Genomic DNA, 13,045 nt, shown 5'->3' with positions numbered 1-13,045 from the left:
AAATAATATACAATTAAACAAAAATTAAAAGGAAGTATCGTGCCTAATGTGAAAATAAGCTTTGTAGTGCCTGTTTTTAACAAAAAAGAGCACATTAGGGATTGTTTAAATTCGCTTATATCTCAAGACATGGATGATATTGAGATTATAGTTATTAATGATGGAAGTACTGACAATACGCTAGAAATATTAGAAGAATATAAAGATAAAATAATATTAAAAACAAAGAGCAATGCCGGTGTTAGTGCTGCTAGAAATGACGGTATATTGCTAGCTAGTGGCAAATATACTATCTGCGTAGATGCTGATGACTATGTGGAAAAAGATTATGCTTCAAGTGTTTATGATATTGCAGAGAAATTTGATGCCGACATAGTGATAACAGATATGTGTAAGGTCTATGGTCATAAAAAGCTCCTTCTGAAGGATTTTGAGACAAAAGAGGATGGTGCAATCGATAAAAATGAGTACCTAAAAAGACTTTTAGCCTCAAGGCACAACAAAGTCTTGCATAATGCGGCAAACAAGGCGATTAGGACTAAAATTTTAAAAGAAAATTTATTTCCAGTTGGGATCACACAAGCTGAAGACTTTCACACTGTAGTGAGAAATGTTATCGCTTCAAAAACTCTTGTAAAGCTAAATAAGGCATTTTATTATTATAAGATCGGAGATAACAACACTGCTGGCTTTGAAAAACTAAAAGCTGTGATGGATCATAAATTTGTCTATGACGACATAATCTCAATTTTAAAAAACAAAAATTTAGCTCTTGAAATGGTGTCAGATCTAGAGCTTAGAAAAATAAAAAGCGTCTATATGCCAGCTATTTTAGCGAGACCAAATCTAAAAAATAGTAGCTATGTAAAGGCACTTGATCTTTTTTATGCAGATAGTGATAGCATCATAAACTCATCTGGTTTTTCAAAGCTTAGATTAAAACAAAGAATTTTGCTTAAAGTGCTAAAAAATATAAAATCGTACGAAAATGTATCAAAAATTTTAAAAATCTTTAATACAATAAATGGCTTTTTGTCAAATAAAAAAATGAAAGAATTTAAAGAGTAGAAAATGATAAATATACTTGAGCTTGAAAGCTCTCTTGGATTTGGTGGGCAAGAACACCGTACACAGCGTGTGATAAATGGGCTAGATAAGAGTAAATTTAAGGTTTTTTATGGGCTAAATCCTGGCTCAAAAAGCTTTGAGAAGCAAATAGAGTGTGAATTCGTTGAGTTTAATCTCAAAAAGTCTTTCAATATCTTTGAAATTTTAAAAATTTGCAAATTTGTAAAGCAAAATAATATAAAAATCATCTCAACACACTCAGGGAAAGATGGTACCATTGGGGCGATTGTGGGTAAAATTTGTGGCGTTAGTGTGGTTCGTACTAGGCATTTGCAGCTTCCTATAACATCGCCTTTGCCTTATAATATAAGTACAAAAGTAGTCGGCGTTTGTGACTCAGTATGCGAGGATCTTATAAAAAGAGGCGTGAAAAAAGAAAAAGTTGTCAAAATTTATACAGGCATCGATACGCAAAAATATACACCAGAATTTAAGATAAATATGAAAAAAGAATTTGGCTTAAGTGACGATGTAATAGGCATTTGTATTGTAGCAGTGTTAAGAGCTGCTAAAAATCATAAGCTCTTAATCGATACATTTAGCGAGTTAAATTTAGAAAAATCAGCCCTTTTTATCGTAGGTGATGGCCCGCAAAATAAAAATTTACAAGAATATATAAAAGATAAAAAAAATATCTTTATGCTTGGCAATAGAACCGATGTGAGCGATTTTTTGGGCTCTCTTGATATTTGTGTGTTGCCTTCAGATATGGAGGCTATCGGTGGAGCGCTGCTTGAGGCATCTTCGTGTAAGCTGGCTACCATCGGAAGCGACGTGGGTGGTCTTGGCGAGGCAGTAAGCGACGGAAAGAGTGGATTTTTATTTCAAAATGGCGATAAAGAGGGGCTAAAAAAGGTGCTTGAAAGGCTCATTTTGGATGAAAATTTAAGAAAACAGATGGGCGAGTTTGGCAGAGAGTACGTAAAAGAGGTATTTAGCATCGAAAAAATGATAGAAAACACACAAAATTTATATATGGAACTTGTAAAATGAGCGTAACGGTTTTGATGTATCACCACGTGCTTGAAAAGAGCGGCTTTATCGCTAGTAGCGTGGATGAGTTTAGATCGCATATGAAATTTCTGGCTGAAAATGGCTACAAAACGCTAAGTATAAATGAGTTTATCGCTTATAAAAAAGGCGAGCTTGAGGTGCCAAAAAAGAGCGTTTGCATAACATTTGATGATGGCTGGATGGATAACTACATTTACGCCTATCCTATTGTGAAGGAATTTGGGCTAAAGGCAAATATTTTTATAATTACTGGCTGGATAGAAGCGGCACAAAAGGCACACGAGATGAGGCCTGCTAACTTTTTAAATGTTGATCACAACGAGTGCAAGAGGCTTGCTCCAAGTAGGCCGCAAGATGTAATATTAAATTTAGAGCAGATCGAGAAAATGAGTGATTGTTTTTACTTTCACTCACATACGCATGGTCATTTTGATGGATATTTTGGGCAGCTTAGTTTGGACGAGGAATTTGGCCTTTGCCGTGAGTTTATGAAGAAAAACTTTGGCTTTGAAGACAACGCACTTTGCTGGCCAAGAGGCAAATATAATGACAAGTATCTAAGTACTGCTAAAAAGCACGGATACAGCGCGTTTTTTACTACAAAACGTGGCATTAATAAAGCTGACGGCAATCTTGAAGAGATAAAACGGATAGTGACAAAACGTGATGAGAAATGGCTAAAAAAGACCATGTTTATATATCAAAATGATATTTTAGGCTCTATCTACGCGGCGATAAGGTCTTAATGGGCTAAATTATTTGGTAAAAATTTTTTCATTTTTGGCTATATGTTTTTGTAAGATTTTGCTTTATTGGTGATTTGAACTCTAATTTAAATTTATACTCAAGACCCGCTAGATCAAGTTCTTTTTTATCTATTTGTTTTTGTGTGCTGCTTGAATACTTGCTCAAGTTTTCTTATAAATTCCAGCTATTCAAGCAGCTTCTTCATCAGCATTTAAAACACAAAGAATGTCGCATTTACTTATACGTAAAAGTGGATTTGCGCTTACGTATATTACGACTTTTACAAACGGCATGATAAATTTAAAAAATGGCTTTAACTCATCTTGATGATCACTTTTGATCTTTATCTTTGGACGAGCTATAAATAAATTTAGGCTCATTACATCATCATCGATTACAGCGATTTGGTAAGGTTTAAAGTTTTTAAATCCATTTTTTCTAATTTGCTTTGCAAGTGTGCTTTTGCTACTGCCGTGAAGCCCAGTGAGAGCGATTAAGGCTCGTTTTTTATCTTTTAAAATTTCTTTACAAGCCTCATTTAATGCTTCAAGCATTATTTATATCCTCTATTTCTAAAATTTGAATACAAATTTCCTAGCACTGGTGTAGAATAGATAAAAAGCTTCTTTTTGATCCTAAAAATGTAGTCACTCTCGCTCTTTGCATTGTTTGATATATCGATACGTCTTATCTTAAATTTATCATCTCCTGCGCAAAATCCACCATCTATCACACTAAAGGCAAAGTCATAATACTCTCTCACAACTTTTAGTGAAAGCTCGTTAAAGTGCCCTTTTGGAAAGCAAAAGCCAAATTCTTTTTTTTCAGGAAATAGCTCTTTTATCTTGGCTAGCGAGCTTGAAAATTCCTCTCTTAACTTTGTTTCATCGTTACTTTTGCAAGAAAAGTGGCTCGCTGTATGGCTATCAAACTCAAAAAGCCCGCTCTCTTGCATCTGCCTAATCTCGTCTAAATTTAAAAAATACTCTGCATCTTTTTCGTAGTCTATTTCTTTATGTTTTTTAAATGCAAAGTCGTAATCTTGTCTTTTAAAATCCTTGATCTTATCTGTTATCAAAAAGCAAACAGCTGGAATTTTTAGCTCTTTTAGGATAGGAAATGCAAATTTATAATTATCAAAATATCCGTCATCAAAAGTTAGTAAAATGCTCTTTCTTGAGGCTTTTGCTCGGCCACTAGCTATATCTTTAAACCGGTTGTAGTTTATAAATTTATAGCCCTCATTTAACGCCATCAAAAGCGCCTTTTTAAATAGCTCTGGTTTAATGGCAAAGTCATTTTCATTGTTATTACAGTGGTGCATCGTTAGCACGCAAACTGGGTAGTTCATTTTTGCTCCAGTAAATTTTTAATAGCTTCTTTTAGCGCTTTATGGCTAAAGTTTTCATCCACAAATTTAAAGGCATTTTGAGAGTAAATTTTAGCTTTTTCAGGCTCATTTATCAGCTCCAAAATGCACTCTTTTAGTGAAATTTCATCTAAATTTTTAGCACAAAGCCCACGCTCTCTATCTTTAACTAGTACGTTCATCGGCGCGTTGTCATAGACAACGACTGGCACTTTTGAGCTCATCGCTTCAAGTAAAACTGTACCAAGCCCCTCAGAGTGCGATGCAAAGACGTAGATATCAAAACTTTTTATAATATTTGCTGCGTCATTTCTAAAGCCAGTGAAGATAATCTTATCTTTTTGATCAAACATAGAGGCGATCTGCTCTTTTGTGCTGTCACTAATGTTGCCAGAAAATACAATAGTCGCATCCTTTGACTTTAAAATTTCTTTTGCGGCACTTGCAAAGTCAAAGACGCCTTTTTTGCGGTAAAGAGAGGTGAAAGTACCGATAACTAGTTCATCTTGAGATATATTAAACTCATCTCTAAATGTGCTTTTTGTGGCATCTATCGCCTCCACATCGACCGTACTCGGCATAAAAACTAGCCTATCTTTGCTAACGCCGATGCTTAGCAGGTACTCTTTGACACTATCTGAGATGTATAAAATTTTATCAAATAGTCTTTTGTGCATGAGTTTTGAGAGAAAGCCTTTTATAGGAAAAAGATTATGCCTTTCCTTGTAAAATTTAACGCCTTTGCTTCGGTAAAATAGTCCAGCAACGGCTCCAACCCAGCTATCAGTCGAGCCATGCGTGATCAAGGCATCTATCTTGTTTGAGCTTATCGCTTCGCAAAGTGCTGGCACGCTTTTATGAAAATTTTTCTTATTCATCTCTTGTACTATAACACTAAAGCCTTCTTCTTTTGCAATGCTTTCTATCTGAGAGTTTGGGTTGCAAAAAAGTATGACATTATGACCCATCTCGCGCATAAAACGCATCTCGTTTAGCGTCTTATTTTGCTCGCCACCCCAGTTAAAAAGTGTCTGCGTGTGAAGAATATTCATCCGTCTATCCTAAAATTTCTTTTATTTTGGCTTTTATTTTTGGCATTTCGTCGCTAAAATCCATCAAGGTCTTTTCTATGCCATGCTTTGCTATACCTTCTTTATCGCAAGGTACAAAGTCCCAGTCTTTTTGATAGACGATGTGTTTGCCCATATTTTGGATGCCATTTTGCGCTGTGTAGCCATTTTCCATGAGTGAGTTATCCCAAGGCCCCCACTCAAAAGCATTGCTTGGACCAAAAAAAGCGATCACAGGCACGTCATTTGCCGCAGCGATGTGCATGATAGCTGTATCCACTCCGATAAAAAGGCTTGAGCACTTTGATAGGGCGATCGTTTGTTTCAAATTTAGCTTGCCGCCTAAATTTATGGGCTCACTCTTGCAAATTTTTAGTACGCTTGCTAGCTTTTCTAGCTCATTTTCTTTATTGTCGCTTGTTAGCACGACCTTTACGTCAAGCTCATTTTCGCAGTAGTCAATGAGCTCTGCCATGCTCTCATCGTTTGCGCATTTAAACATCCAGCGACTTGTAAGATGCATATGTACAAAGCGTTTTGGTAAATTTAGATGCTCCACGCTCTCGTCTGAAAATACGCTCACCTTTTTGCTAACCGGTTCAAACCCCAAAGCTCTTAAAGCGTTTAGATTATGATCGATCGTATGTGAAAAATTTTCATAGTATTTCGCTTTGACGTTTAGAAGTTTATTTATTGATTGATTTTTGCCAAGAAAGCCTACTATTTTTTTGATCTTTGCGTATTTTGAGATGATGATGCCGCGATCCCCTGTGGTTGTTTGTACGGCCATATCGTATTTTTCTTTTTTGATGGCTTTTATAAATTTTATCTCAGTAATTAGTTTTTTAAAAAAGCCAGAATTTGCACTTTGTCTATCGTAAATGTGGATTTTGTTTATGTAAGGATTTCCTTCTATCATCGCTTCTGTGCCTTTGTTTAGGGCAAAGTTGATGGTTGCGTCTGGGTAGTAGTGGTGCAAATTTTCAATGAGTGGCGTGGTTAAAAGTACGTCGCCGATATTTCTAAATTTAATTACAAGTATTTTCATTTTATATATTTCCAAAATGTGTACTGAGCGTAAAGTCTAGCGATAACATAGCCCGCAAAGCCCTCTTTAAAGCCGCCTTTTAGCACATAAAGCTTAAAAAATGTCCACGCTGGGCTTGTTAGAGCTTTAAATAAATTCTTTTTTGCGCCCATGCTTGAGTAGCGATTTTGCTTAGCGATAAACTGCTCGATGCTCTCATATGCGTAATGCAAGAAGTGATTTTTAAGCGTTCCAAGCTTTTGTGAGTCATCATTTAAAATGACCTTTTCATGCACGGCTCTGCCATCAAATTTGGCAAAATTTTTGTTAAAAAGCCTCACTGTGTAGTCTGGATAGAGCCCCATATTTTTGATCGCTTTACCAAAGAAAAAATTTAGCCTAGCTACGTTGTAAGCCATAAATTTTGGCTCTTTTAGCGTATCTATGATCTCGTTTTTAAGTTCATCAGTGATCACCTCGTCGCTGTCAAGCACAAAGATCCACTCATTTTTAGCTAGATCCACTCCCTTTTGCTTTTGTGCGCCAAATCCAAGCCATGCTTGCTCGTAGAATTTAACATTACTAAAATTTTGACAAATTTGCTTTGTGCCATCGCTTGAGCCACTATCAACCACAATGACCTCATCTGCAAAATTTGTACTTTCTAGCACTTCTTGCAGATATTTTTGGCTGTTAAAAGTTAAGATGACGACACTTAGCATTTATATTCATTTTTGTAAAATCTCTTAAACCTTTGGTGAAACCAAAAGTACTCCTCAGGCCTTGCTCTAACCATCTCTTCGCACGCGCTACACTGCATTTGCGTTACTTTTTGCACCGCCTCTTCTTTGTCAAATTTATTTATATCAATGGCTGGCGAAAAGCAAATTTCACTTATATTTTCATCTTTTTGATAGATAAATGCATTAATTATTAGGGCGTTTGTTTTTTGAGCTAGCACGCTCGCAGCTGGTGTGTGAAGTACATCTTTGTCAAAAAATTTCACCTTTATGCCATCTTTTGGAGCGGTATTTTGATCGACTAAAATTCCCACTATTCGCCTAGCTTTTAGCGCTTTTAAGATGTCTTTTGCGCCGCCATCTTTGTCAATGAGCTCCACGTCAAACTGCGATCTATTTGCTCTTAAAATTTTATCCATGACGCTGCTATCAAGCCTTCTGCCAAGCACTGAAGACGGTCCAAAATGAGCTGCAACTGCTAGGCCAAATATCTCCCACTGCCCAAAATGCGCAGTTGTAACTATGATAGGCCTGCCAGACTTCATCGCATCAAGTAAAAAATGCTCATTTTTAAAAACAACTTGATCAAGTATCTTTTGCTTTGTCGTGTTTTGATTTAGGATGAAATTTATACCAAGATATTTTGCAAAGTTGTAGTAGCATTTTTTTGCGATTTCTAGCTTCTCTTCTTTAGTTTTTGACTCGCCAAACGCAAGATCTAAATTTGTCATAACGATATGAAATCTCTTTTTTTTAAGTTTCATAAACGCAAAAGCTAAAAATTTTGCAAGCAAATTTTGAAGTGAGTGAGGCAGTAAAAATATAAAAAATTTCAAGGTGTAAAAGCCAGCTAGATATAGCTTATCCATGAAGTAGCCTTTTTGCAAAATTTGCAACTGTTTCTGGGTAAATTTCTTTTATACAAAAGTCGTTTTTATCGATACTTCTCGCGTCTATTTGCTTGCCCATATCTATAACTAAATTTTTATCCGTGATGTAAGCATTTCTGTGGCTTGGACGGTTGCCAAAAAGTGTGATAGAAGGCCTATTTACAGCCCAAGCAAGGTGCGTTAGGCCACTATCGTTGCCAATTACTAAATCACAGCTTGTAATGAAGCTTATCATCTCTTTTATGCTAAGTTTTTCAAGTAGCTTTGCTGAGGTGCCTGAGATGATCGCCTCAGCCCTTACTTTCTCGCTCTCACTTCCGTAGCAAAGGTAAATTTCACATCCATCAAGTAGCCTAATCACATCTTTAAATTTGTTATAAATTTTGCTCTCTTCGCTTGCAAAGGCAGCGATTAAAACGCGTTTTTTACCACTTTCATTTTTATAAATTTCACTTACTTCAAAGCAAGGTGCTTTTTCTAAAATTTCACTTGCTTCAAAGCTAAAATTTAGAGCGAAAGCCACAAGTGCCAAATTTCTAATGATTATATTTTCGTTGTAATCAATTTTAAATTTATGTCTATAAAGCCTAGCTGCGATCTTTTCTTTGATACTTTCTCTACTAAAGCCATAAGTTTGCTTGCATATTATTTTTGCGACGACAGCTGATTTAAAAAGTCCTTGCAGATCGATCACTTTGTCAAATTTACCAAGCGTTTTTATGATCTTGTAGCTCTTTTTAAAGCTCTCTTTAAGTGGTAAAACGACTAGCTCGTCGATAAGCGGATGATCTTTTAAAAGGCTTGCGAAACGAGCATCAACTAGCCACGTGATATGAGCATTTGGATAGTGCTTTTTGATAAACTGAAGCACAATAGCTGCATGCACGATATCCCCAAGAGCGGAGAGTTTGACGATGGCTATTTTTAGTTGATTTTTATTTTGCATTGATCACTTTAGATATAAATTTTTGGTATGATTTTAAAAAAAAATGCTTAAAAAAGGGCTAAAATGGCGAAAAGTTACATCTGTGTCTTTGACTGCGAGACGATACCTGATGCAAATTTGATAAGAAAAATTTATGGCATTGATGGGAGCGATGAAGATGTGAGCGTGCAAGCGATGGCCTTGCAAAAAGAGGCCAGTGGTAGTGATTTTTTGCCTGTGATGTTTCATAGAGTGGTCGCGATCTCTGCGGTAATGGCTGATGAGTACGGTAAATTTTTAAAAGTTAGCACGATGGAGGGCAAGGATGAGCGCGAGATCATCGCTAAATTTTTAAAATTTATAAATGACTATAACCCAAGGCTTGTTAGCTTTAACGGCCGTGGCTTTGACCTACCGATGCTAATGGTGCGTGCGATGCGCTACAATCTAAATGCAGCGGCGTATTACGAGAGCGAAAACAAAGAGCTAAATAAAAATAAATGGGAAAATTATAGGGCAAGGTATTCGCCTAAATTTCACCTTGATCTGCTTGATTTTATAAGCGATTTTGGAAGCGTAAGAGGACTAAAGCTTGACACACTTTGCGCTAGTTTAAATTTACCTGGCAAGTACGACGTGCACGGCGATCAGGTGCTTGAGCTATACTATGCAGGCGAGCTTGATAAGATAAATGAATACTGCGAAAGCGACGTGCTTAACACCTACTGGCTCTTTTTGAAATTTGAGCTTTTGCAGGCAAATATCTTGCAAGATGACTACATAAATCACCTAAATGTGATGAGTGAATTTCTAACCAAAAACTGCGCTCACAGGGGATATAGCGAGGTCTTTTGCTCTGCGATAAGCGACGAGTTAGCAAGGCTTAATGGCAAGCTTGATTACGAGATAAAGATCCAAAAAGAAGACGATGAAGAATTTGACGATTTAAGCGATCTTGATGGTGTGAAAGATACGCCAGAGCAGCTAAATGAGCGTTTGGCAAGACAAGGGCTTGATGGGCTTTTAAAAAAAGCGAGCGAAGTTACACCAGCTACCAAAAAAGATAAGAGTTTTATAGAAGAAAAACTACCTGAAATAAATTTGGACGAAGAGTAAAAATTCTACGCTTTTAGGCCGTAAAATATCTTTTGCTACTCTATGGAATTAATATCCTGATCCGCGGAATATCACGGGTACTCAAATCCAAATTCATACTCTTTTAAAACTCCATTAGAAAAGATGAATTTCTCATAGTAGAGTGACATATCAAATTCTTGTAAGAGTTTGCTTTCATTTTGCTCAGTGATGTAGGTGACGATAGAAATGGCGTTTTTTTCTTGTAGATCGTTTGGTTTACCTAGTTTCTTTAAAATTTGGTCTTGTTTGTCGCCAAGTTTTATACCAGAATTTGTAGTGAAATCTTTTATTATATTTGCTTTTTGCAAAATATTTCTGATACTAATTGGATCATCTATGACTGTTAAGTTACCTTTACCTCACTATTTTCTATTTATTTGAATTTTCCGGTCGATATTCTAGTGGCTTTGCTAAGTATTAAGAGCTCAAAAACATATAAATTTTTGTCCTATAAATATATTTACTTTTTAATATGTTGCTCAAATTACCTAGTTACTGCTTATTTTTCATAAAATTTTTTCTCATGTCATTAAGAATTTTTGGAGTGATTTGATTTATATAAAGTCTATCATCTTTATCATGATTCGTATAGTAATTTTCTACTTTACTAATCTTTTCATCGTTTGTAGCTTTATCTATATACCCAAATTTCCAAATGTACTCATACAAATAAAATTCCGATACTAATTTTTTAAAAAGTATATAAAAGTCCACTATATTTCCATCTCTGTCTTGGGTTCCGCCTTTAAACTCAATTATATTACCACTAGCCGTAACGCTCCACATAGACATATCGTCGTAACAAAAACTCCATTTTTTCATTTTCTCTTTGTAAATAATAGCACACTCTTTTATGTCTATCGCCCGCCCCAGGTTGTCCTCATTATAATTACGTAAAATCTTTACAGAATAGCTATCACTGCCTATTTTAAAATAATAGTTAGATGTGTCTTTGTATTTAAAATTTGGTATTTCATCTTTTCCCATACCATTGCAAGCCAGCAATGATAATAATAAAAATGCACTATTTAAAAATTTGAAAAATTTCAGCATTTCTAATCCTTGTGTAATTTTCTTTTCTATCTCTTTTGCTTTGGTTGTCGGTCCCCCTATTAATAACATAAGTTATTTTATCCACTACATTTTCGTTATTTGAGTCATTTTTACTCTCATCTGCTATTTTGTGCAAATTATTGGAAAGCCAAAACCAAGCAGCACTCATTATCGCATACTTTCCATATTCGGCTACTAAAGTAGGTTACATCTTCTATTCTTTTATCAAATTTATTAGTCAGGTAAATTTTTGGATGTAAATTTATAAACATCTACGCTACCGTCTTTTTCCTCATATAGCCATAGCTCACAGATATTTTCAGGATTAGTGTCAAAGAACTGAACCAAAAGAGTGTCTTTGTTTATCCATTTAAAATCAAAGTCATAAGAATAGTTATTTGCATCATAGGTCTTGTATCTTATATTTTTCATACATTCTATGTCTTTTATAGGAGGTTCATAAATGAGAACATCTAAAATTGGCTCTTTGTACATATTTAATATTGTATCTCTGCGGTAAGTGACCATACTTTCAACCCAAATTTTCTTTGCAAGCTTTTTACAGTCTTTATTCAAAAACTTTTTAGGTATTGTCTTTTTTTCCCAGCTATTATCATGATCATCTGTTGCAAATGATAAATTTACAGCTAAAAGTAAAGCTAAGATTATTTTAAAGATTGATTTCATAAATATATCGTTCATTATTAATCGGGTAAATTTTTAGACGTAAAACTATATACATCTACGCTACCATCTTCTTCTTCATATAGCCATAATTCACAGCTTGATTTAGAATATTTATCAGCATGAAAATATAGTTGTACCAAAAGACTTTTGTTGTTTAACCACTTAAAATTAAAGTCGTAACAAAAATTTTTATTACACTCTTTGCATTTTTGATTTTTTAGATGTTGTATTTCTTTAATTTTTAAGTCGTAGTCTCCATATAAATTTAAAATAGGCTCTTTGTATATATTTAATATATTTGTTTGACGATAGGAAACCTTGCTTTCATTCCAAATGTATTTTGATATTGTTTTGCAACCTTGACTCAAAAACTTTTTTGATATTGTCTTTTGCTTCCAGCTATCATAATAATCATCTATATAATCATCTGTTGCAAATGATAAATTTACAGCTATAAGTAAAGCTAAGATTATTTTAAAGATTATCCTCATAATATTTCCCCAAAAGTATTTTTATATCCCTCTTTTAATATCTCAATAGGATCTGCTAAGTCTTTACGCCTTTTAAATTTATTGTTTGGATCATTGGTGACGGTTAAAGGATCATCTTTGTTGGCTCCATTTGTAAAGCACTCAAAGTGAAGCATGGTTACTATTTTTTTATCAACTATATTTGGGTGATCACCGTTATCAATCATTAGTCCAGAATATCCTAATAACCTGACCTTTTCGCACCATATCACCCGCTTTTACTTTTACTCTTGAAGGATCAACCTCGCCATATCTTATTATAAAGCTACCAAATTCTACTGTGTCGTATTGTATCGTTATGTGATCGGTTTTACAGTAAAAATTACCAGTCTTTATTACTTCGCCATCAGCTATAGATACTATCTCTACATCTGACTTAAATGTTTTTATGTCTACATTCTTTTTAAAAGGCATATCTGTATATAGATCTCTTGCGGCGTGTTGTCTTTTGCCATTGTTTCTATTTCTGCCAAATATTGCTTGGCTCTCGCCCTTGTCTCCCAACATAAGCGTCCGGTCATATTCCATACCTCTATTATTTAAAGGCTTGATTTTTAGTGGAAAAACTATCTCATTGCTCATCTCCACTTTTACTAAGACTTCCTCATCCCCATCTTCCCACATACCACTATCTACTCTAGTTAAACTCTTTGATTCATTAAAAGAGCTAATAAATTCATCCATATTCTCTTTACTTAATAAATTTATACCAAGCTTATCATCTTTAT

Annotated in this window: 17 protein-coding genes; 4 read left to right on the top strand and 13 right to left on the bottom strand. The window is 34.9% G+C overall.

Features of this window, described 5'->3' with window-relative positions; genetic code table 11:
* Positions 1 to 39: 39 nt before the first annotated feature.
* Genes CYP43_RS07235 through CYP43_RS07225 form a run of 3 tightly spaced genes read left to right on the top strand, consistent with a single transcriptional unit; the run spans position 40 to position 2,888 of the window.
* Positions 40 to 1,068: a glycosyltransferase family 2 protein gene (locus CYP43_RS07235; RefSeq protein ID WP_180998662.1), complete on the top strand. Its 1,029-nt coding sequence runs from the start codon at positions 40 to 42 to the stop codon at positions 1,066 to 1,068.
* Between the two features lie 3 nt (positions 1,069 to 1,071).
* Entirely contained in the window at positions 1,072 to 2,121 is a 1,050-nt protein-coding gene (locus CYP43_RS07230) for a glycosyltransferase family 4 protein (protein ID WP_103583063.1), read from the top strand.
* Positions 2,118 to 2,888: a polysaccharide deacetylase family protein gene (locus CYP43_RS07225; RefSeq protein ID WP_103583062.1), complete on the top strand. Its 771-nt coding sequence runs from the start codon at positions 2,118 to 2,120 to the stop codon at positions 2,886 to 2,888. Before CYP43_RS07230 ends, CYP43_RS07225 begins: the two co-directional genes overlap by 4 nt.
* Before the next feature lie 189 nt (positions 2,889 to 3,077).
* On the opposite strand, the gene CYP43_RS07220 is transcribed toward CYP43_RS07225, so the two are convergent.
* From CYP43_RS07220 to waaC, 7 genes are read right to left on the bottom strand one after another with little or no spacing between them, the layout of a single operon-like run.
* Complete coding sequence (locus tag CYP43_RS07220) at positions 3,078 to 3,443, bottom strand: hypothetical protein (protein ID WP_103583061.1); 366 nt, start codon at positions 3,441 to 3,443, stop codon at positions 3,078 to 3,080.
* The gene (locus CYP43_RS07215; RefSeq protein WP_103583060.1) at positions 3,443 to 4,240 is read right to left on the bottom strand and encodes a polysaccharide deacetylase family protein; all 798 of its coding nucleotides are present in this window, start codon (positions 4,238 to 4,240) and stop codon (positions 3,443 to 3,445) included. Before CYP43_RS07215 ends, CYP43_RS07220 begins: the two co-directional genes overlap by 1 nt.
* Positions 4,237 to 5,310, bottom strand: coding sequence for a glycosyltransferase family 4 protein (locus CYP43_RS07210; protein ID WP_103583059.1), 1,074 nt, complete (start codon positions 5,308 to 5,310; stop codon positions 4,237 to 4,239). The genes CYP43_RS07215 and CYP43_RS07210 overlap by 4 nt, the downstream gene beginning before the upstream one ends.
* Positions 5,311 to 5,314: 4 nt before the next feature.
* Complete coding sequence (rfaQ, locus tag CYP43_RS07205; RefSeq protein WP_103583058.1) at positions 5,315 to 6,376, bottom strand: putative lipopolysaccharide heptosyltransferase III; 1,062 nt, start codon at positions 6,374 to 6,376, stop codon at positions 5,315 to 5,317.
* A complete protein-coding gene (locus CYP43_RS07200) occupies positions 6,373 to 7,077 on the bottom strand; it encodes a glycosyltransferase family 2 protein (protein WP_103583057.1) in 705 nt (234 codons plus the stop codon). The genes rfaQ and CYP43_RS07200 overlap by 4 nt, the downstream gene beginning before the upstream one ends.
* On the bottom strand, positions 7,071 to 7,964 hold the full coding sequence (locus CYP43_RS07195; protein WP_103583056.1) for a lipid A biosynthesis lauroyl acyltransferase: 894 nt from the start codon (positions 7,962 to 7,964) through the stop codon (positions 7,071 to 7,073). Before CYP43_RS07195 ends, CYP43_RS07200 begins: the two co-directional genes overlap by 7 nt.
* Complete coding sequence (gene waaC, locus CYP43_RS07190; RefSeq protein WP_103583055.1) at positions 7,957 to 8,931, bottom strand: lipopolysaccharide heptosyltransferase I; 975 nt, start codon at positions 8,929 to 8,931, stop codon at positions 7,957 to 7,959. The genes CYP43_RS07195 and waaC overlap by 8 nt, the downstream gene beginning before the upstream one ends.
* 63 nt (positions 8,932 to 8,994) lie before the next feature.
* Between waaC and CYP43_RS07185 the strand changes: the two genes are divergently transcribed.
* The gene (locus CYP43_RS07185; RefSeq protein WP_103583054.1) at positions 8,995 to 10,026 is read left to right on the top strand and encodes a 3'-5' exonuclease; all 1,032 of its coding nucleotides are present in this window, start codon (positions 8,995 to 8,997) and stop codon (positions 10,024 to 10,026) included.
* Between the two features lie 71 nt (positions 10,027 to 10,097).
* On the opposite strand, the gene CYP43_RS07180 is transcribed toward CYP43_RS07185, so the two are convergent.
* The 6 genes from CYP43_RS07180 to CYP43_RS09740 form a co-directional block, all read right to left on the bottom strand.
* Positions 10,098 to 10,355 (bottom strand): hypothetical protein, encoded by a 258-nt coding sequence (locus tag CYP43_RS07180; RefSeq protein ID WP_219808135.1) that lies wholly within the window; start codon positions 10,353 to 10,355, stop codon positions 10,098 to 10,100.
* A gap of 184 nt (positions 10,356 to 10,539) precedes the next feature.
* Complete coding sequence (locus CYP43_RS07175; RefSeq protein WP_141089844.1) at positions 10,540 to 11,169, bottom strand: hypothetical protein; 630 nt, start codon at positions 11,167 to 11,169, stop codon at positions 10,540 to 10,542.
* Positions 11,170 to 11,334: 165 nt separating this feature from the next.
* The gene (locus tag CYP43_RS07165; protein WP_180998661.1) at positions 11,335 to 11,802 is read right to left on the bottom strand and encodes a hypothetical protein; all 468 of its coding nucleotides are present in this window, start codon (positions 11,800 to 11,802) and stop codon (positions 11,335 to 11,337) included.
* A gap of 2 nt (positions 11,803 to 11,804) precedes the next feature.
* Positions 11,805 to 12,278: a hypothetical protein gene (locus CYP43_RS07160; RefSeq protein WP_103583050.1), complete on the bottom strand. Its 474-nt coding sequence runs from the start codon at positions 12,276 to 12,278 to the stop codon at positions 11,805 to 11,807.
* A complete protein-coding gene (locus CYP43_RS09745; RefSeq protein ID WP_258032187.1) occupies positions 12,275 to 12,484 on the bottom strand; it encodes a hypothetical protein in 210 nt (69 codons plus the stop codon). Before CYP43_RS09745 ends, CYP43_RS07160 begins: the two co-directional genes overlap by 4 nt.
* Positions 12,477 to 13,045, bottom strand: a 569-nt coding sequence (locus CYP43_RS09740) for a M23 family metallopeptidase (RefSeq protein ID WP_258032186.1), incomplete at its 5' end; no start/stop codon positions are given. The genes CYP43_RS09740 and CYP43_RS09745, both read right to left, overlap by 8 nt.

Source organism: Campylobacter concisus (genome assembly GCF_002913045.1).
Classification (GTDB): Bacteria; Campylobacterota; Campylobacteria; order Campylobacterales; family Campylobacteraceae; genus Campylobacter_A; species Campylobacter_A concisus_AP.
This window is presented reverse-complemented; position numbering and strand designations above follow the sequence as displayed.